Source organism: Singulisphaera photorubra, assembly GCF_045290345.1.
Taxonomy (GTDB): Bacteria; Planctomycetota; Planctomycetia; order Isosphaerales; family Isosphaeraceae; genus Singulisphaera.
Genome location: NZ_CP155447.1, coordinates 10,606,717 through 10,626,683, shown reverse-complemented (window position 1 = coordinate 10,626,683; position 19,967 = coordinate 10,606,717). Strand labels below are relative to the sequence as shown.

The 19,967-nt window shown below is 62.0% G+C and carries 13 protein-coding genes; 6 read left to right on the top strand and 7 right to left on the bottom strand.

From position 1 onward, the window contains the following. Positions 1 to 19 precede the first annotated feature (19 nt). Positions 20 to 1,123 carry a tRNA glutamyl-Q(34) synthetase GluQRS gene (gluQRS, locus tag V5E97_RS39715; RefSeq protein WP_406697081.1) on the bottom strand — a complete coding sequence of 368 codons (1,104 nt, stop codon included), beginning with the start codon at positions 1,121 to 1,123 and terminating at the stop codon, positions 20 to 22. A gap of 115 nt (positions 1,124 to 1,238) precedes the next feature. On the opposite strand from gluQRS, the gene prfB reads away from it, so the two are divergent. The 3 genes from prfB (at position 1,239) to glyA (ending at position 4,331) form a co-directional block, all read left to right on the top strand. After that, positions 1,239 to 2,352, top strand: a protein-coding gene (gene prfB, locus V5E97_RS39710; protein WP_406701294.1) for a peptide chain release factor 2 whose coding sequence is annotated in 2 segments (ribosomal slippage) — positions 1,239 to 1,301 and positions 1,303 to 2,352 — 1,113 coding nt in all. Because the reading frame shifts where the segments join, the coding sequence is not laid out codon by codon here. Further along, a complete protein-coding gene (locus V5E97_RS39705) occupies positions 2,349 to 3,017 on the top strand; it encodes a hypothetical protein (protein ID WP_406697080.1) in 669 nt (222 codons plus the stop codon). Before prfB ends, V5E97_RS39705 begins: the two co-directional genes overlap by 4 nt. Positions 3,018 to 3,080: 63 nt before the next feature. After that, positions 3,081 to 4,331, top strand: a complete 1,251-nt coding sequence (gene glyA / locus V5E97_RS39700; RefSeq protein ID WP_406697079.1) for a serine hydroxymethyltransferase — start codon at positions 3,081 to 3,083, stop codon at positions 4,329 to 4,331. Here glyA and V5E97_RS39695 read toward each other — a convergent pair. The 5 genes from V5E97_RS39695 to V5E97_RS39675 form a co-directional block, all read right to left on the bottom strand. After that, positions 4,320 to 6,302 (bottom strand): DUF6798 domain-containing protein, encoded by a 1,983-nt coding sequence (locus tag V5E97_RS39695; protein ID WP_406697078.1) that lies wholly within the window; start codon positions 6,300 to 6,302, stop codon positions 4,320 to 4,322. The genes glyA and V5E97_RS39695 overlap by 12 nt on opposite strands. 87 nt (positions 6,303 to 6,389) lie before the next feature. Beyond that, positions 6,390 to 7,130 (bottom strand): CvpA family protein, encoded by a 741-nt coding sequence (locus tag V5E97_RS39690; protein ID WP_406697077.1) that lies wholly within the window; start codon positions 7,128 to 7,130, stop codon positions 6,390 to 6,392. 565 nt (positions 7,131 to 7,695) lie between these two features. Next, a complete protein-coding gene (locus V5E97_RS39685; RefSeq protein WP_406697076.1) occupies positions 7,696 to 9,519 on the bottom strand; it encodes a DUF885 domain-containing protein in 1,824 nt (607 codons plus the stop codon). A 519-nt stretch (positions 9,520 to 10,038) separates the two neighbouring features. Beyond that, positions 10,039 to 11,580: an ankyrin repeat domain-containing protein gene (locus V5E97_RS39680; protein WP_406701293.1), complete on the bottom strand. Its 1,542-nt coding sequence runs from the start codon at positions 11,578 to 11,580 to the stop codon at positions 10,039 to 10,041. A 493-nt stretch (positions 11,581 to 12,073) separates the two neighbouring features. Then, entirely contained in the window at positions 12,074 to 12,883 is an 810-nt protein-coding gene (locus tag V5E97_RS39675) for a hypothetical protein (RefSeq protein WP_406697074.1), read from the bottom strand. A 653-nt stretch (positions 12,884 to 13,536) separates the two neighbouring features. Here V5E97_RS39675 and V5E97_RS39670 point away from each other — a divergent pair. The 3 genes from V5E97_RS39670 (at position 13,537) to V5E97_RS39660 (ending at position 17,998) form a co-directional block, all read left to right on the top strand. Then, positions 13,537 to 15,777, top strand: coding sequence for a spermidine synthase (locus V5E97_RS39670; RefSeq protein WP_406697073.1), 2,241 nt, complete (start codon positions 13,537 to 13,539; stop codon positions 15,775 to 15,777). Positions 15,778 to 15,848: 71 nt separating this feature from the next. Next, the gene (locus V5E97_RS39665; protein WP_406697072.1) at positions 15,849 to 17,036 is read left to right on the top strand and encodes an ExbD/TolR family protein; all 1,188 of its coding nucleotides are present in this window, start codon (positions 15,849 to 15,851) and stop codon (positions 17,034 to 17,036) included. 38 nt (positions 17,037 to 17,074) lie between these two features. Beyond that, positions 17,075 to 17,998: a DUF6807 domain-containing protein gene (locus V5E97_RS39660; protein WP_406697071.1), complete on the top strand. Its 924-nt coding sequence runs from the start codon at positions 17,075 to 17,077 to the stop codon at positions 17,996 to 17,998. A 183-nt stretch (positions 17,999 to 18,181) separates the two neighbouring features. On the opposite strand, the gene V5E97_RS39655 is transcribed toward V5E97_RS39660, so the two are convergent. Beyond that, positions 18,182 to 18,871 carry a hypothetical protein gene (locus V5E97_RS39655; protein WP_406697070.1) on the bottom strand — a complete coding sequence of 230 codons (690 nt, stop codon included), beginning with the start codon at positions 18,869 to 18,871 and terminating at the stop codon, positions 18,182 to 18,184. Positions 18,872 to 19,967: the final 1,096 nt, after the last annotated feature.

Sequence of the window (19,967 nt, the reverse complement as noted above, 5' to 3'; positions counted from 1 at the left end):
TACGGCCGGGCCGGCCGTGCTACTGAATCGACCGGGCCGGAAATTCGCCGAGATTCTCGCCCAGGCGCGGATCGTTGTTTTTTGTCGATCCCGGTGAGTCCGTCGGATGGTGCATCATCGTCGTCCCCACCATGACTTCGGGCGTGACGACCCACGGGCTGCGTGGCAGGGCTGAGAGAGCAAACCGTTCGATCCAGGCGTGCGGGGTCGAGGGGATGACCTGGTCGGTCCAGCCGCAGGAGAGCGCGAGCCATCCGACAAGTTGGGCAGGATCGACACCGGCGTCGCGCAAGGTGGAGAGCTTGATCGAGCCATCGCGTTTGGCAAGGCGGCGGCCGTCGGGTCCGACGGTCAGGGGGATGTGGCCGAATTGGGGAAGTGTCCAACCCAGGCTGCGGTAAAGCAGGATCTGCCGAGGGGTGCTCGGCACCAGGTCGTCGCCCCGGATCACCTGGTTGATCCCCATCAAGGCGTCGTCAGTAACCACGGCAAGCTGGTACGACATTCCGGCCGGCGATCGCGCCACGACGAAGTCGCCCCCAAGCCGGTGAGCTTCGATGGACATCGGTCCCCGGAAGAGGTCGTTCCAGGCGACCGGCTCGGGCGGTACGCGAAACCGCCAGGCGAATGGGCGGTCGCCCAGGGCAAGGGCGTCGGCGGCCGACCGCCCGGCGCAGGTGCCCGGGTACACGAGGCCTTCGTCCTCGGTGTGCGGGGCCGACGCGGCCTTGAGAATGTCCGCCCGCGTACAAGTGCACGGATAGACCAGCTCGGCCTGCTTCAGTTGATCCAGGACGCCCTTGTACGTTTCTAGACGTTCGGATTGCGTGTAAGGGGCGGAGGGGCCGCCGAGATCGGGGCCCTCGTCCCAGTCGAGTCCGAGCCAGCGAAGGTCGACGAAGGCGCCGTCCTTGGCCTCGACGCGGCTCCGCGAGCCGTCGAGGTCCTCGACCCGGAGGATGACCTTGCCCCCGGCCTGCCGAGCGGCCAGCCAGGCGGTCAGGAACGTACGGGCATGCCCCAGGTGCAGGCCTCCGGTTGGCGACGGGGCCAAGCGGCCTACAACAAGGATGGTGGAATCTGGTGGCGAGGCGTGCATCAGCGAGGTCGAAATTAGGTTCATCTGGTCGCCGGGCCGGCGATCGGGTCTAATTGAGTTTCGGGGGAATGCCGGCTTGTCGGCGTTCCCCGTCGATTGTATCGGAAGTGGTCGTTTTGGGGAGTCATGCGCTGTGGATATGGAGCTGAAGAAGACTGCGAAGAGTGTGATTGATCGAATCGTTCACCTTCGAGACTCTCTTTGACTTGGGCGACAAGCAGTCCCGCCGCGAAGCGCTCGAAGTGGAGATGGCGAGCTCCTCATTCTGGAATGACCAGGAAAAAGCCAAAGCGGTCATCCTCGAGCTGCAGACCCTCAACGCCGTTTTGAAGCCGTTCGAAGAACTGGGCCGGGAGTCCGACGACCTCGAGGCCTTGATCGAGCTGGCTGAAGAGGATGGGAGCGACGACTTCGACGAAGAAATTCGAAGTGGCGCCAAGAAAGCCCTCCTCGACTTCGAGACCTTTGAGCTCCGCTCAATGCTCTCGGGGCCCAACGACCATTGCAATGCCTTCGTCACGATCCATGCCGGGGCCGGTGGCACCGAGGCGTGCGACTGGGCCGAGATGATTCTGCGCATGTATCTGATGTGGGCCGAATCGAAGAAATTCTCGGCGCAGATTACCGACCGTGAAGATGGTGGCGCGGCCGGCATCCAGGTGGCGACGATCCACATCAAGGGTGAGTACGCCTACGGCTATCTCAAGTGCGAAACCGGAGTCCATCGGCTCGTCCGGATCAGTCCGTACGACTCGGCGGGGCGCCGGCAGACGTCCTTTGCCTCGGTCGACATCCTTCCGGAAGTCGACGACACGATCGACATCGTCCTCCGCGACGATGAGCTCAAGCGCGACGTGTTTCGCTCGGGCGGGCCTGGTGGTCAGCACCAGAACAAGACCGAGTCGGGTGTGCGCTATACGCACTTGCCGACAGGGGTCGCCTCCGAGTCGCGAAGCGAGCGGTCGCAGCACAAGAACGATGCCAACGCCCTGGCCCAGCTCAAGGCCAAGCTCGTTCGTCTGGAAGAGGAAAAGCGCGAGGCCGATTTCGCCAAGAAGTACGACGAGAAGGGCGAGATCAGCTTCGGCAGCCAGATCCGCTCGTATGTCCTGCAGCCTTATCAGCTCGTCAAGGACCTACGGACCAGCCATGAGGTTGGTAATCCTCGTTCCGTCCTGGACGGTAACATCGATGGCTTCATCGAGGCCTACCTCAGGATGAAGCTTGCCAAGGGTGAGGCGAAGCCGTCGTGAGTGGCGATTCGCTTTCGTCCGCGGCTCAGGCCGGGCTGACCTATGTCGAAACCGAGGACCGGCGAACCATCGCCGCCCTCGGTTTTCGACTCACTTTCTTCCGGGTCGAAGACCGCTGGTCGCATGCGCTCGCGGTCGACGGGGAGAGTGGGCCCGCCGGGTCGGAAGGGCTGGTCGAGGTCGTCGAGGGGGATCCCGACCGCGACGATCGAACGCGAGTGGTCAGCCCGACCTATCAAGAGGTCCAGGAGCATGCGGTGCCCGAGGGCATCTGCTTGCTTTTGACCGGTCAATCGACCCCACACCATTTTTCGGCGGTCGTGACCGCGCGGCTCGAAGCCAACGGGGTCACGATCGAGTTCGACGTTGCCGACCGCTGTCGGGAACCGGTCGTCACCCTGGGGGCGATGTACCTCGTCCGACTCGGCTCGAGTGACCTGATCGATGCCGGGACCGGGCGAATCACCTGGGAAGGGAACGCGCTGGGCGCCGGCCGTCTGGAGTTCGTGGCCGACGACCCCGCCTCCGTCTCGCTGTCCGAAGCCGGCCGGCGTGCGTCACGCGTTCAGGCCCTGGCCCGGATCGTTCCGACGGAGCGCACCCAGAGGCTGCTCTATCGCTGGAGATGGTCGCCTTCGGCGCCTGCCGTCACCGTAGAATCGTGACTCACTGTTATTGCTCGATTCAGCCGACGCGATCAATGTCGTCCGTCGTATTGGAGCCGTCGCATGGACATTCTCAAGAATCAAGATCCGGAAGTCTTTGACTCCATCCTTTCCGAAGAACACCGCCAGCGCGACGAACTCGAGCTGATCGCTTCGGAGAATTACACCAGCGCCGCGGTGATGGAAGCCGTGGGCTCGGTCCTCACGAACAAATACGCCGAGGGCTTGCCGGGGCGTCGTTACTACGGCGGCTGCCAGTACGTCGACCAGGTCGAGCGCCTGGCGATCGACCGCGTCAAGTCGCTCTTCGGCGCGGCCCACGCCAACGTCCAGCCCCACTCCGGTGCCTCGGCCAACCAGGCGGTCTACTACGCCTCCCTCGAAATCGGCGACTCCGTCCTCGCGATGGATCTGGCCCAGGGGGGGCACCTCACGCACGGAATGAAGCTCAACTTCTCCGGGCGTTGGTATCCGACGGTCGGCTACGGCGTCGATCCCAAGACCGAGCGAATCGACTACGATCGGCTCGCCTCCCTGGCGCGCGAACACAAGCCGAAGTTGATCCTGGCCGGTGCCAGCGCCTACCCTCGGATCATCGAGTTCGAGCGGATCGCCGAGGTTGCTCGCGAGATCGGCGCGACCTTCTTCGTGGATATGGCCCACGTCGCGGGCCTGGTGGCGGCCGGCCTGCATCCGAATCCGGTGCCCGTGGCCGACTTTGTGACCACGACCACGCACAAGACTCTGCGCGGACCGCGCGGAGGGGTTGTCCTCTGCCGGGAGGAACGGGCGAAGAAGCTCGATTCGGCCGTCTTCCCCGGCCTCCAAGGGGGGCCGCTCATGCACGTGATCGCGGGCAAGGCGGTCTGCTTCGGCGAGGCCCTCAAGCCCGAGTTCAAGACGTACGCCGCCCAGGTCATCGCCAACGCCAATACCCTGGCCGAAGAGCTGACCCGCGCGGGGTTCCGACTCGTCTCGGGAGGCACGGATAATCACTTGATCTTGATCGACATGACCTCCAAGGGTCTGACCGGCAAGATCGGAGAGGCCTCACTCGGCCGCGCCGGGATCACCGTCAATAAGAACCTGATCCCGTTCGACAAGCGCAAGCCGATGGACCCGAGTGGTGTCCGGGTGGGGACCCCTGCCCTCACCACCCGCGGGATGCGTGAGGATGCGATCCGCCAGATCGCCGCCTGGATGATCACCGTCCTGGCCGCCCCTGATGATGAGGCGGTCGCCAAGCGCGTGAGCGGTGAGATCCAGGAATTCGCCCGCGATTATCCCGTCCCGGCCGCCGCGCTAGGGCGCTGAGTCGCGCAGTGTGACCTGATCGACGGCGAAGGGACGCACCCGGTAAACGGCGTAGCGGCCCTCAACGTGGATCAGTTCGAGTGGCCCATTGTCATCTCCGCTTGCCATCGTCGCCCGGCCCGAAGGGGCCGCGGCCACGATGTGCGAGGCGCCTTGACGAGTGGCGAGCCGAGCCCGTTCGGCATCAGTCATCGCCTGATAGCGACGCTCGAGGCCATGGCGATCGGTCAGGTAGGCGCGAACGAACGCCGCGTCCGGCCCGTCGAAGGCGACGTGGTCGCGGAATCGGGCCGACCAGTCGGCCAGCCCCTCGGCATGATAGGGGCTGCCAGCCCGGTTGAAGGCCAGGCTGCGCAATGACCAGAGCCGGAACGTCTTGGGGCCGGGGGGCCCGATGAACCGGGCCGAGCGTGGCGTGTGGTCGCGGCACCAGACCGCCAAGCGCTCGATATCATCCACCGGCACGGCCGCGAACCGACAACGGTCCACGAGCGCCGTTGCCCAGGTGCGGCCGCGCATCGCTTCACCGGTGGCACCCAGGGCGAGAAGCGGTACGGCCCACGAGCCCGCGATCGCCCAGACGACCCGCCGCCGGTTCCAGGTCACGGATCGGCCTCGGAAGAGGAACGTCAGCACGGTCAAGGTGACAAGGGCTGCCAGCATGGGTAGGTGCCCGGATTCCGTGTCGTGTCGCGTCAGAAAGTAGAGTCCCCAGCCGAAGACTGAAGCGGCGACCGCCAGGCGAGCCGCCGGTCGAATTGGCGTGCGCTCCAAGCCCGCGCAGGTGACCTCTACGAGCGTCGCGATGACGAGCGTCCAGTCCCCCGCCAGTCCCACCGTCAGAAGTGTGGCCCGGCAGCGATCGGTCCAGGTCCCTCGGCTCCAGAGTTTCAGGAGATGCCCGGAAAGAGCGACGAGCGCCAGCCCTCGGAAGACGGTCGCCATCCGGAACGGCTGGAAAAGCGTGGCGCGCAAGTCTTGTACCAGTTCCACCGCCACCCAGGCGAACGCCAGCCCGAGCAGGTTGATGCCCAGCAAGATTGCCAGGCGGAATCGGGCCGCCGGCGCTGCGGGCGCCGCTGCGGTTGTCGCTTCCGCCGGCCGCGATTGCAGGAATGCCAAAACGGCCAGGACGATGTAACAACTCCAGGCGAGCCACTGCGGGGTCCGCCAGAGGTGGGGGAGCATGTGCTGCGGACCTTGAAGCTCAACGCTCAGCAGGCGGAAGTCCTCGGTCGACAACCCCGCAAAGAGTGTCGAGCCTTGCCCCACATTCATCAGCAGACCGGGCGCAACCGCCAACCCCAGCGTCGCCAGCCCGCGCAAGGCCAGCCCCTTGGAAACGCCCGTCTTGGTCGAGCAGAAGGCCCAGATTACCCATCCCGCCCCGAGCAGCATGGCGAGTTGCAGGCCGACGGACGGATGAATCAACATGGCCAGGCCGAGCAGTGGCGCGGCGGTCCGCCAGCCTCGCGCCGGGTTTTCGATCGTCGCGGCCAGCGCGAGCCAGCCGAGCGCGAACCCGATCAGGCGATCGAGGAGCATCGCTTCGAACAGGTGGTTCGTGCCGATGTTGCCTGCCTTGGCGATCAGGACCAGTACGACCACCACGATTCCCACCTGGGATCCCGCCTCGGGCCAGACCGCGCGAGCCAACCGGTCGAGCCCCAGACAGGTCAGGGCGAACGTCAAGGCGAACAAGACGGCCAGGCCGGTCGACAGGCCGAGCGGACGGCTCGCAAGGTCGAGCAGTGTGAGATAGCCGCGATGGGGGTTGAAGGCGTCGAAGGCACGCACGAACGGGTCGTCGGCGAACAGTCCCGCGTCCTGCTTGTGGAGAAGCAACGGGAGCCGATAGGCCTGATCGCCATCCCGACTGTGGTAACCCCGCAAGGTCAGGAAGAGGCCGAAGATGAGGACAAAGGCGAGCCATCGGGGCAGGCCCGGCGAAGCGTTCTTGATTTCCAGCATGCGCGGCGTCTCTCCCCCGCCCGTCCGGTCGGACCGACGGTCGGGGGGAGTGTGCCGGAGCCTGCTCGTTCGGTCAACGCCAGTTCGTTAGCGGGGGTGTTCGGCCTTGAGCAGTTCTTGCCGGATCGTCTCAATCGCGTCGACGACTTCGGCGTCAAGATCGGAGGGGTTGAGCTCACCCCGCCCTGGTGCGCCCCATTGAAGTTGCGGAGTTCGGCTCGCGGTGCGAACTGGAGGGGCCGCTTCGGTTTCCTGAGGTCGGTCGGTCTCTTCCGAACGATTCAGGCCCATCCGCTGCACGTGCCTGACGAAGTGCTGGACCGGCGGGGCGGCCCAGATCCGAGGGACCGGATGGTATTGCTCGTTCAACGCCATCGAACGCGACGTCTCTACCTGTTGCACGGCCCAGGGGATCGCCTTGAGGTGGGCGACCGCGTACTTCTCGATCCCAGCGACCAGGAATGTGGCGACGACCAGGGCCTTGGCAATACCGAGCAATGACCCGGCAAACTGATCGCCCCGACGGGATTCATCCTCCATGCCGTAAGGCTGGCGTCGGTAAAGCTTCACGGCCAGGGAGGCCAGTCCGACCAGGATCAGGTAGGACGCCACGGCTGCCGACCACCAGAGCATCCGATCGATGAGTTCCGGCCGGATCGTGGGCAGATGGCCGATCACTCGGGGCTTGATTTGATCGCGGACTGGGTCAGCCGCGTAAACGCAAAGGATCAACCCGACCAGGCGGATCGCCTGAAGCAGGAAGCCCTTGAGCCAGCCTCGGATGGCCATGACCAGCACGAGCCCTCCCAGAGCTAGATCCAATCCCATGATGTCTCACCTCACTCGGTTGCGCCGTCAAGTTGCCTTCTCATGAATTCGTCGACCAACTCCGATTCTTGACCGGAATCAGCACGACGTATCATTTTCATCGGCTTCGGCGCAGCCCGGCCTTCAATCATTCGTGCGAAATCCGTCCGCGTCAAATCGACCCTCGATTTTCCTGGACAAAAGCGCACGTCGTCCGCACACCCTTTTCACGTGAGTGAAAGAGAAGCAAAAGCTGGACCCTTCGCCGCAATACCGGATCTCAGTAGCCCGGCCGGCCCGACCGCTATTACCTCGGCCCGCCGCCAACCCCGCCGACTCGCACTCACCCTGAGAACCGCCCGGGCCGACAGGTTGATGCTCGGCGCATGCTTCGACGGCAACGAACGAGCCGTTGGTGTAAAGCTTCTCCTAACTCGTTATGAGCCTATCAGCGATTTGCGATTGATCAGCGGCCAGAAGCCGGATTTTCCCTACGGGAATTGTTAGGCCGACGAAGATGCCATGGCTGCTTGTGTTGACGTGGGGTGAAACGAGTTCGGTGAAGCTTTACCCGTTGGTGGGATTCTTAACGACGAGCTTCGGCCTCGGTCGGTTGATCCGCTTGCATGTACCGTTCGAGCACGCTGAGGGGGACGGAACCGAGCGAGAGGAGCCGGTCGTGGAACGCGCGGAGGTCGAACTTGTCGCCTCGCCTGCGTTCTGCCTGGGCGCGGAGTTCTCGGATTTTGAGCTCACCGATCTTGTAAGCGAGCGCCTGGCCGGGCCAGGCAATGTACCGGTCGATCTCGCTTTCGATCTCGATCCGGGGGACGGCGGTGTTTGCCTCGAGGTAGGCGATCGCCTGGTCACGGCTCCAGCGCTTCTGGTGCAGGCCGGTGTCGACGACCAGCCTGCCCGCGCGCCAGGCGCTGTACTCGAGCTGGCCGAATTCGGCATAGGGGTCGGTGTAGAGCCCCACCTCGCGAGGGAGTCCTTCGCTGTAGAGGCCCCACCCTTCGGAGAAGGCTGGGACGTAGCCGAACTTGCGGAATGCAGGCCGGCCGGGGACTTCCATCGCCAGGCTGAATTGGAGATGGTGGCCGGGAACTCCCTCGTGATAGGCGAGCGCCTGCATCGTATACGTGGTCCGGCTGGTCGGGTCCGACGTGTTGACATAGAAGTAACCGGGGCGTGTGCCGTCCTCGGGAGCGGGATAATAGTATCCGGCGGCGGCGGCCTTGGCTCGGTAGGCCTCGATCGGACGGATCCCGTAATCGGTGCGCGGCAGGCGACCGAACAAGGCGGGCAGCTTGGCGTCAATCGCCTCGAAGATCGCTCGGTAGCGGGAGAGGATTTCCGCTTCGCTCTGGTTCTTGAGCTTCGGATCCTCCTTGAGTTTCTGGAAGAATGCCTTCAAATCACCCGCGAACCCCACCCGCTTGCGGATCGCCTCCATGGCCTCGCGGATCCTCGCCATCTCGGCGAGCCCGATCTCGTGGATCTGTTCGGGCGCGAGCGCCGTGGTGGTGAACGAGCGGGCGCGGAAGGCGTAGTGGACGTCCCCATCGGGCGAATCCCAGAGCCCGACGCTCTCACGGCAGGCGGGAAGATACTCTTTTTCCACGAACGTCGCGAGCTTGGCGTAGGCGGGAGTTACCTTGTCGGCGATGGCCTGGCGCACCGCGTTGGCGGCGTGGTCACGGTCCGCCTCCGGCCAATCCTTGAGTTTCGCGACGATCCCCCAGAGTGGACTCTCCTCGGGCTTCTCGGGAGCCAGGTCCCGGAGCTGCGGGACGACCTTGGCCATGGTGATCCGTGGTGGCATCCGCTTCTCGGCCATCCCCAACCGCATCAGTGCGATCGTCTGGTCGACGGCGCGGGGAAAGGCGTGCAGCCGCCGCACGTAATTCTCGAGGTCTCCGACCGTGGCGCTCGGGTGAAAGTTGACGCTCTGGGCGAATTGCAGGTGAATCCCATCCTGCTGGCTGATCGGGATCAGTCGACCGCGAAAGTACTCACCTTCGATCCGGTCATCGAGCGTAAACAGAAGCACCTCGCGGTCGATCCGCTCGGTGGCCGTGAGCTTCTCCGGATCGATCTTTCCGAGCGCTTGCCGATGGTCACGATCCCGTTTGACCCGCGCCTCATGAGCCGCCTCGGAGAGGTCAGCCAGCCGATCGTCGTAGCGGTGGTCGCCGAGGAACGTCGCTTCGAGCGGAGCCAACCGCAGCTCATCGTCCCAGAATTCCGCGAACAGGGTCTTGAGCTGGCGGCTCGGGTTGTCCGTCCCCTCACCCCCGATGAAGCCGGCTTGGCTCGTGCCCGCGCCGAAGTGCAGGCCCACCACCGCCACGGTGAGGACCGCATATTTCCACAAATAGCCCTGATTTACAAAACGGGTGCATGTCATTATTTCGTGTCTCGAAGTCAGGAGCCGGTGTGGAAACGTTGAAAGCCATCGGTCGATCATGTGGATGGTGCGCCACTTCTGTGCCTTTGAACTTTATCGGATGGCACGTTTGATTTCCACCTTGGGAAACCAGGCATGGGGAGTCGTTGACGTGGCCTGCGTGGGAGGCCAAGTTGGGGGTGTCAATCGATTCTCATTTGAGGACTCCCGACGACAGATTCCAGGGTGGACCTTCCCGTGAGGAAGTCGCAGAAAGAGCGGCGAGTCCATTGCGACTTCGGTCAACGGAATGGACCCGTAGAAATAAATGTGATTAATCGTATGTAAATAAATTTTTTGATGTGAAGTTTCAGCGGTGAAAGCGAGTGCTGTGACCGGAATGGCGTGGTGAGCTTTGGAGCTGGTATCCCCGAAATCCAGGGAATTGAGCAGGAACGAGCCCCCGGTGTGGTCGTTCTTGTCGTTTTACCTCCTGGGCTCACACGTTCTGTGAAGTCATGTGTCGAAGCCACCGAGGGCCTATTCTCCACGAATCGTGGCGTCCTTCTGCCAAATCATGGTGGAGAGATCGAGAATGAAGGTGCTTTCATTGTCGATCATTTCCCTTTCCGCTCCTGTAATGACACTTCCACCACGAATCTCGATTTGATTTTCGGTGATGAGTCGCGCCTTGTGGCTGTGGATCCAGCCGGGGTTTTCGCCGTGAGATTGGATTCGTTCGATCGTCCAGAGATCGCAGTGGAGTCGAAAGATGGGTGTCTCGCCAGGTTGCCTTTCCTGCGGATATCCCAGGTTTCCGATGAGATAAAGATAGGGCGCCTGGTATGTCGCCGAATGAAAATCTGTGGGTGGAAACACGTGTTCCGGATACCCCAGGATATCGAAGGTTCCGTCTCCGTGGTGAATCACCACGTCGTTGTAGATGCAGAAATCGGGGTCGTAGAAGTCTTCGTGCTCACCGGCAATCTCCACGTAGCGGCCATCGGGTAACCGGGTAATCGACTGTCCGAATCGCTTAAAGCACCAGGCGGGATCTTGCCCAAAGCTGGAATCCGAGAATTTCGAGGTCGCGGCATAAGCCCATACGCGGGTACGAACCATCGATTCCCAATACGGGTTGTTCATGCGATCAGGATTTCGCTGTCCGAACCTGCGGTTTCTGAATTCTCGGTACTCGACTTCGGAAACCTGGATTTCTTCTGACGGTTCAATGCCCGTCAGTCGTGATCGCATCGCGGGGTCGATCTCGCTGAGTTCCTCGCCGGCGGCAACGAGAAGATTGACCATCTCGGGAGTTGTAGCTTCGCTCATCACTCCAGTACCCGATTCGTTCCGACGTGAAGCCGAGGCACCCGCCCTGAGCAAGCCAGCGACACAGGCCAAGGCATTGTGTTGCACGGCGACATTCAGAGGGAAATTACCGAAATCGTCGGCCGCTTCGACATCCCAACCTTGCGAGATGAGCCAATTCATCATCGCCACGTCATCTCGCGCCACCGCATCCATCAGCGCCGTATGACCACAATGCCCCGTGACTGAACGGTCACTGCCGGATTCCAGGAGCATTTCCGAAATGCGTTGATGGCCCGCATGGACGCTCAGGAGAAACGGCGTTCTCATCCCCCGATCTCGCTCGTCAAGCGAGGCCCCTTGATCCAGTAGCGCCCTGACCTCGGGCATCCGGCCGAATGCAACCGCAAAAAAGAGGGGCGTCCAGCCGAGGGGCTCAGGATTCGCTCCTTGATCCAAGAGGAATTTGACCTTGGCGAATTCCCCACGTGACGAGAGGACGTTCAGAACCGATTCCCCATATTTAGAAGCAACGTCCAAGGGGGCGCCTGACGCGATGAGGTATTCGAGAACCGCGAGGTGCTCGTCTACTGTTTCATTCACCGTCCGATAAACGGCGTTGACCAAAATGCTGTAACCGTTGGGGTCGACATGGCCAGCGTCGGCTCCCGCTTCGATCAAGGCCTTGATCGTTTCGAGCCTCGCGGATTTGGCGGCAACGCCCAGCACAGAGGTGCCCGTTTCACTGGCGGACGCGGTGAAGGAGTCCACATCGATGCCCTGCTCTTTGAGGAGTTGGAGCGTTTCGGCATCAAGCTGTGGGGGCACGACGGGAGCCGTGAGCGCATTCACGTTCGCGCCATGCTCGATCAAGATTCGGACGGCTTCAAGACCCGCCCGGGGACTTGCGACGGCCGCCATGAGCGCGGTCTGTCCGTTCGAGTCGATGGCCTCGAGTGGAGCGTTGTCCGCGAGTGCGGCTCTGAGCCCTGCAAGGTCACCTCGGGCTGCGTACGTGTGAAGGTTCACGCTTGTTTCCTAGACTAATCGATGGATCACGGATCTATCTGAGGATCGACCACGGTAACCTAACGGCAATTACTCGCGGGTTGACGGCCTACGACAACGAACTCGAACTTTGGGTGGCCCGGGCCATCAGTGGTCCGGACCACCCACGAGTTGATGGTTTGTGAAAGGTCGAAGACGCGAAAATGAATGAAGGAGAATGGAAGTGAATGACAGGTCGGTTCTCCGTTCATGCACTTCACTTTGTTCGTGGTTTCTCCTGAACGTAAGGCGCTCTATTCTGGTTGGCCAGCATGTCGTCGATTTGCTGGCGGGTCTCCAAGAAGATACGCAGGCCCAACTTGGCCAACTCGTCGTTACTCTTGTAGAGCCTGAACTTCAAACCTTGTTTTTCATAAAAGGACTGCCAGATAAGGGGAGCCACCTTAATCTTGTCCTCTGTGGCGATTGCGGCTCCGTCGCTAGTCCAGACACCGTTCACCAGTTTCAACTCGCCGTCTTTGGCGAGGCTAGTGCTGCTCTGGACGCCGAGATTGAGCATCATGACCATGCACATCGGACAGGGTTCGAGCGTGCCGTACACATGAAGACCGTCAGGTAGCTTTCTCAAAAAATCGGTGTTGGCATCGTAGGTGCTGTCCGCCTTCATGATCGATTTGCCGAGCCGGGCTCGTTCAGCCTCGGATACCTTGCGTTTCTTGAGGTCGGCGAAAAGCACGACCGCGCGGTCCAGGGCACGCGCTTCCGCGTGGTCCCTGAGTCTATACCCGGTCACCATGGCGTTCCGGTCACGGAATTCGTGGACCTTACCTTCCCATTTGAGGAGGACCACGGCACCGATGCCATAGTTCCCCTCCTTGAACGCCATCACGGCTTGGTCGAGTGCCTTGAGCGCATAGTGCTCTTCGGTACCTTCCTTGGCCTGTTTGTTATGGCTTTTCACATAGGCTTCTGCTTCGCTGACGACGACGGGTTTCTTGTCCTGGCCGTAGAGTGGTGCGGACAGGAAGAGGCCGATCAATAACGACAGCAACGGTTTCCTGATCACGGAATCCCCTCCGTAATAGAAGCTCAATGGATGTGGAATTACGCCGATTTCCCTATTTTGCCAATCAGCCAAGAGTGCTCGATTCCAGGAGTCGCCGAGATGCTTGTTCGAGCGTCAGAAAGCAATCAATAAAATCTGACATCATGAGGAGAAGAGTTTATCGAATTGGAATCGCCTGCTCAAGGATGTCGCAGACCGGCCTTGAGTCCGAGCCGGCCGTCCCCCTCCATCCAGGATGGGGCGGACCGTCACCACAGTCTCGGCGCTGTCGAGTCACCCACGGACGTTCAGATCAGGAGCGTGGGACAACAGGTGAAATCGAACCGATCTTCCTCCTTCGGCCCGATCCCCGTCCTGTAGAGCACCGTGAAGTTGGCGTGATCTGAGGACACGACCAACAGGCACGCGAGACTTTGCCAAACGTCGAGCAACTGCCACTTTGGGCTACGTGAAGGAGCAGGAATCACCGTTCGCTCTCGATTTTAGAACCTCCCTGAGACCGAGAATGGGGCAGGTTATGAGATGTTGCGTTGTCGAATAAGAATGCGATGGGGGAAGCGTGGAGTGGAGCTCCTGTCATTGACTTGGGAGTGCTCGCCGTCAATCATGGATCCGCCCCGAGATCTCCGCATCTTTAAGGAGGAGAATAGCTAGTGGAAGCGCCTCTCGATCCCGTGTCCGCTGAAACCGTTTCGATATCCGCGGACCAGCGATCGCGGCCCTATCTCCGTCTCTTCTTGATCAGTTTTGTGCTGCTCTTCGCCGAGTTGGCTTGCATCCGCTGGTTCGGCAGTACGGTCATCCTGCTGACTTACTTTACGAACATCGTTTTGATGGCCTGCGTCCTGGGGATGTCGGTCGGCTGTCTGGCCGCTTCTCGGGGCCGCAACTGGATCAATGCCGTACTCCCCTTGGGGCTTGTGGCGATTGGCCTGGCATGCTGGACGCTGCAAGCGTATGAGCGTGGCGAGATGTCGATCGCGGCGGGTGACCAGAGCGCTCCTCAGGAAATCTTCTTCGGCGCGGAGTCGGTTCAGCAGGCGCCGCTCGGCCGGACCTATCCGATCGAGGTGGTCGCGGGCCTCTTTTACGCCCTGATCGCGCTGATGTTCGTGGGGCTCGGCCAGGTCATGGGCCGCGCGTTCAACGCGATTCCGAACCGGGTCGCCGCTTATACGACGAACGTTTTTGGAAGCCTGGTCGGGATCGCGGCCTTCGCCCTGGCCGCGGCGCTTCAAACTCCGCCCCGTGTCTGGTTCGCCCTGGCCCTGGTCCCCTTGCTCGGCTTCGTCACGCGGTTCCGGCCGATCCAGGTGGTGGCCCTGGTCGCCATCCTCTTTCTTGTGGGATGGCTGCCCCCCGCCCGGAACGGGGCCGCGAGACAGGTGACTTGGTCACCCTACTACAAGGTGGTCTTTCAGCCCTCGACGGCGGTCATCGAGACCAACAACATCGGCCACCAGCAAATGGCGTCGATCGGCAATTCGGGGGCGGCTTACCTGCTGCCCCACCTCCTGAATCGCGATGCCGGCGGTCGGCCGTTCGAGGATGTCCTGATCATCGGAGCCGGGTCGGGGAACGATGTTCAGGCTGCGCTGAGCCAGCATGCCAAGCATGTCGATGCAGTCGAGATTGACCCGGTCATGGCCTCGATCGGTCGCGCCAATCACCCGAACCGGCCCTATGACGATCCGAGAGTGTCCCTCCACCTCGACGACGGGCGCAGCTATGTGCGGAAAACGTCCAAGAAGTATGACCTGATTGTGTATGCGTTGGTCGACTCCCTGGTCCTCCACTCGGGCTACTCGAGTCTTCGGCTCGAGAACTTCCTCTTCACCGAGCAAGCGTACCGAGACATCCAGGCCAGGTTGAAGCCCGGCGGCGTTTTCGTGATGTACAACTATTTCCGCCAGGGCTGGGTCGTCGGCCGCCTCGTGAAAATGGTCGAAAAGGCGTTTCACATGCCGCCGATCGTCATCTCGCTCCCCTACCGAGCGAAGATCACCCCCGACCAGAATCAGGCGGGCGCAACGACCATGCTGATCGTCGGGAAGACCGAGGCGGCCACGGCGGCGATCCGCGAGAAACTTGCGGAGTCGGGTGCTTTCTGGATCCACGTCAGCCCCGCGAAGAATGCCGCGCTCAATGGATACGGTGCGAAAGCTCCCGAGGTCGAGGGGACGATGAAGGAGCACTGGTGGAAGATTGCTCCGTCGGTCGTCGAGACCCGCGGCATCGGTCCCTTGCCCAGTGACGACTGGCCCTTCCTCTATCTCCGTTCGAGCATGATTCCGGGGCTCAACCTCTGGGGCATCGTGATTGTCGCGGTCCTCTCATTGGCAATTCTCGCTCGGTTCGCCCCGCCGGCCACCACGCGTCCCAATGGTCGGATGTTCTTTCTGGGGGCGGGGTTCATGCTGCTGGAAACCAAGGGGGTCGTGCATCTCGCCCTGCTCTTCGGCTCGACCTGGATCGTCAACTCGATCGTCTTCTTCGCGATTTTGGTGATGGTCCTCTTGAGCAACCTCTTCGTCGTTCTGGTCCGGCCCCGTCGGATTTGTTGGTATTACGGCTTGCTCATCGCCTCATTAGTAATCGGGGCGTTCTTGCCGATGGATTCGTTTCTCGCCTTACCAGGGGCGAGCAAGGTGATCCTCTCCTGTGCGGTGACCTTCGTGCCGATCTTCTTCGCCGGGGTGATTTTCGCCACCGAGTTTCGCGATAGCCGGCATCCCGACGTCGACTTCGGCTCCAACATCGGAGGGGTGATTCTCGGCGGCCTGAGCGAAAACCTATCGTTGGTCGTCGGCTTCAAGCATCTGCTGCTCCTTGCGGCCGTCTACTACTTGCTCTCGGCGGCCTTCAAGCGTCGAGCGGAGCCGCCGGCGTCCTGAGCGTTCCGCGGGGTTGAGGTTGTGATAAGGCTTCCATGGGCTTTGATAGGTTGCTCCGGAGTTCTGCTTCGATGATCCGATACCGACCCGTCGTCTGGGTGTGTCTCGTCCTCCTGGGACTCCCCGCGTTCACGGCCTGGGGGGATGAGTTCGACCGGATCGAGGGGAAGACGCTTGCGGAGCTCCTCGCCAGCAATGATGCGAATGCGCAAACGAGCCTGACGATCGGTGAGATTGACGCCCTTCCCATTGTGCTTCGTGACTCGCGTTCCGCCTTTCTGATCGCTCGGACCGGTCAGGGCAATCTGGTCCGCCTGCTCGTCTCGCCCGCGCTTCGCAAGCCGGCCACGGGGTCAGGGCCGCCGGTCTCTGTGCTGACGCTCGAACGGTTCGACACGTTTGAATCAGGGAACCTTGCCACCCGACTGGCACGGGGCAAGGAGATCCTCCTCTTCATCGGCTTCGATTACGACCTCGACAGCGGCCAGGTGGTCCCTGAGGGTCAAGGAGGGGACCTGCGGTTCGAGGCCGCCGGGCCGGGAAAAGAAGGCCCGCGCCTCGTTGCGATCGGTGACGCCAAGCTCTATTCCTTGAGCAAACCAGTCGCCCTGGGCCAGGGCGCTGGGGATCCATCGCGGCCGTCGCTGGGCCGAACCGTGCTCCCGACTGACTTTGCGGGTCGATTTCGCCTGTTCGCCAACGGCCAGTGGTCGGGGCTGCTCGTGCTCAAGGTTGACCCGGCAGGCGTCGTTTCGGGGCAGTTTCGCTCGGACTTGAACGGGACTTCTTACTCGGTCAGCGGCCAGGTCGCGGCGGACGTCCCCCACAAGATCAGCTTCACGGTCACCTATCCGCGCACGCGGCAGGAGTTTGAGGGACTCCTCTGGACCGAAGGCAAAGGGGCGATGGCCGGAACAATGACGATGCTCGATCGTGCCTTCGGCTTCTTCGCCGTTCGCGAAGGGGGGGCGTTCGCTCCCGAAGGGGAAGACGTGGGCCCGCTCGCGAACGGGGAAGGCAAGCCGGGCCGGAGGACCGTGACCGTCCACAAGGGCCAGTACACGCTCGACGGCAAGGCGAAGACAGACATGGAACTCACGGACTCGCTGAAGCGGGCGGTCACGGCCGATCCGGCCACCTGGATTTTGCTCCAGGCTCCTGCCGACGAGCCATTCTCTGCCTTACAAACCGCGTTCGAAGTCATCGGCGCGGCCGGGATTTCCGCAGTCCGCCTCGCCGCGGCCGACCCGCAACCTTGAACGAAACCGATTCGTCAGACGGACCGAGGAGATCGATCGTGGCATCGTTTCCCTTTCCCAGAGTCCAGGCGCTTCCCCAGGTCGACCGAGCCAGCCTACGGGTCGATGGCATCGAACGCGTTGGCTACGAGTTTGGCCAGGGCGGACCTCGCCCGTTCGTCTACCCGGTCATCGGCCCGGCCGGAGCGATCCTGACGCGGATGGGGCACCCGAACCCCGTCGGGCACGAGCATCACCGCTCGGTCTGGTTTGGTCATGAAAAGGTGGATGGGACGAATTTCTGGGGCGAGAACGCTCATTCCGACATCCAGGTCCGTCACAAACGAGTTCTTGTTTATCAGGATGGACCCGACTGGGCGGGACTCGTGGCCGAATCCGACTGGTGGGCGCACGGGCACACGGTCATGCGGCAGCGGCTGACGCTCGTCCTCGAACCCACCGCCGACGGTGGCTTCGCGCTCGATCTCCAATCCCGGTTCGAGTCGGTCGGGATCCCGGTACCGCTCGACAAAACCAACTTCGGATTCCTGGGCGTTCGGGTGGCGAAGACGATTTCGGAGCAGTTCGGCGGCGGCCGACTGACCGCCGCCGATGGGTCGACAGGGGAACCCGCGATCTTTGGCAAAGCCCACCGCTGGGTCGACTACTCAGGCCCCGCCGCACCCGACAAGGTCGAGGGGATCTGCTACATGGATCACCCTGACAACCCGCGACACCCCACCCACTGGCACGTTCGGAAAGACGGCTGGATGGAGGCGGCCTTCAACCTGGCCGAGCCCTACGGACTGGCGACTGACCACCCGCTCGACCTCCGCTACCGACTCCTCATCCATGCCGGCCTTGCCGATCGCAACGCCCTTGACCAGGCCTGGAACTCCTTCGCGAAGACCCCGGCCTACGCCATCGCCCCCCCGCAAAAGGGAGGGATTGCCACCCTTCAGCGAGTGGCCCTACCTGGGTGAATGACGTTCATGTCCGAAGTCATGGGGTAGATCCTGACCGGAATCGCGGGCCGTGGCCACCTCACAAAAATGCACATTCGTGTGGTGGTCAAGGCCCGCCGATTTCGGCCGTTTCATTCTGGAATGAGGGTCGAACCGCCAGGCACCTCAACGGTTCGGATCTTGTGCTCATCGACGGAGAATTCAGCGAGGCGCTGGGGGAGCGGCGGGAGTTCCTTGGATTTCAGCGATTGCTCCTGCGTGGTCCTTGCCCCCTTCCAGCCGTGCTATCCGATAGCTGGTGGCGAACTTCTCGAATTGACGAGGGCGGGTCGCATTGGCCTTGGCCGGCCGCTTCGCGTTCAACGCCCCCTCCAGCAACTCCAGCGGTGAGGCGGTACTCTTCGCAAGCCGAACCGCCGCGCAGGCTTTGATCGTCAGGTCGACGATTCTCGGGGCATCCTCGAGATAGTGGCCTGTCAATTGAGCCAGCATCACGGCTGACCGGGCGACCAAGGGGTCGGTCTCCGGGAGCGGCCGCCCCGCCTCCATCATGGCGAGCCGGTGTGCGGGCACGACTCGGAGCACGGGCGCAAACTCTCCCTGCTCCGGAGCCACGAATTCCGTCGGGGGCACGACGAAGGGGAGCGGTGGCGGAGCCGTGGGACTCGGTGTTGCAGAGGGAAGTTGCGCCGGGGCCGGTGTGAGGTCCACGGGCGGAGGCTCGGTCGGGGCCGGTTCCGGCTCCATGGCGGGGGGCATTTCGGGTGCTGGTGGGGGATCGGCGGGGGCCTGTGCGACGGCGGGGGTCTGAATCGAAATGGGGAGCCACCCCTCTGCCGCGGTGGATGCCGCCACGACGACCAGCGAGGCCATGAAGGTTGCATGTTTCATAGGGGGTCCGCCTGCCTTGTTATGTCTTCCCGCGCCGAGTGCGCCCGGTTTCCCTGGGACTCATCGACCGCCGTTCGCGCACCAGAGAAGTCTGCGAAATCGGGCGACTTGAGGCGCTGACGAGGATGATCAAGTAGAACAATTGGATTGCTGGTCGGCACTTTTGCCTCGTCCTCAAGCTTATCACCGAATTTCGACATAGACCAACGAAACGACACTTCTGTCGCTCATCGGGACGTCGACCGGCAACCCGCAGACGATCCGCTAAGGCCTGAACCGGTTGCGAAAACTTTCAACGATCCGCGACAGATCGCAAGAACCGAGGAGCCCGTCGCGGATTCCGCACCCAGTTGGTTTGCAGTAGCACGGCCGGCCCGGCCGTAATTTCCTTGGGGTCGGCGTGAGTCCGAGGAATGGCCCTGGGCCGAGGAGGATTCGACCGGGCCGAAAATCAAGTCTGTCGCAAGGAAACCGGGCCGTCTCTCTGTCCCGGAGGCCGAAATTCGCGGGAGAAACTCGTTCCCATGCTCCGCGTGGGAATTCCGTTTTGGCCGCTCTGCGGCCCCACTCGCCGGGGAAGACGATTCGGAGCGTGGGAACGAGATCCCGGTATCCTTGCTGCAGTCTCCGAAAATCCATCGCGATTCTCGTACAGTCGCGGATCGTTGTTTTGAAGCGGTGAATTCGAGATCGCAGGCGATCGGGTGACCGATATCTGTAAAGTTGTTTTATTGTTATGTTTAAAATGGGTAAAAATAATACTTATATAAAACGGGAAAATTTAGTAATGAAGTGGTTTCGTTGTCGATAAAGGCGGCCTGAGCTCTGACAAGAAGTTGGCCGGCTACCTTTTGCCGATGGCTTGGTGGCTGGCGAGGAACATCCCTTCCCGGCCGTTTCCATTTGGAAGGGTCAGGGACAAGCCAAGCAGAGCGTGCGGACTGTCCGGAGTCGGGTGCTTTGAGCGATCGGCTCTCAGGGCGAGCCCACGCTCTGATACCCGCTCCTCCTGGCCCGCCGCACTCGGCGTGTTCCCATGTCGCGCTTATGACACTCGTGAAAAGGTCGAATGGGAGATCTCCGTGTCGGTCCCCAG

Coding starts and splice junctions, on each gene's coding strand:
- V5E97_RS39665 (WP_406697072.1), top strand. CDS start 15,849: ATGATCCGATACCGACCCGTCGTCTGGGTGTGTCTCGTCCTCCTGGGA.
- V5E97_RS39690 (WP_406697077.1), bottom strand. CDS start 7,130: ATGGGATTGGATCTAGCTCTGGGAGGGCTCGTGCTGGTCATGGCCATC.
- V5E97_RS39655 (WP_406697070.1), bottom strand. CDS start 18,871: ATGAAACATGCAACCTTCATGGCCTCGCTGGTCGTCGTGGCGGCATCC.
- gluQRS (WP_406697081.1), bottom strand. CDS start 1,123: ATGAACCTAATTTCGACCTCGCTGATGCACGCCTCGCCACCAGATTCC.
- V5E97_RS39695 (WP_406697078.1), bottom strand. CDS start 6,302: ATGCTGGAAATCAAGAACGCTTCGCCGGGCCTGCCCCGATGGCTCGCC.
- V5E97_RS39685 (WP_406697076.1), bottom strand. CDS start 9,519: ATGACATGCACCCGTTTTGTAAATCAGGGCTATTTGTGGAAATATGCG.
- glyA (WP_406697079.1), top strand. CDS start 3,081: ATGGACATTCTCAAGAATCAAGATCCGGAAGTCTTTGACTCCATCCTT.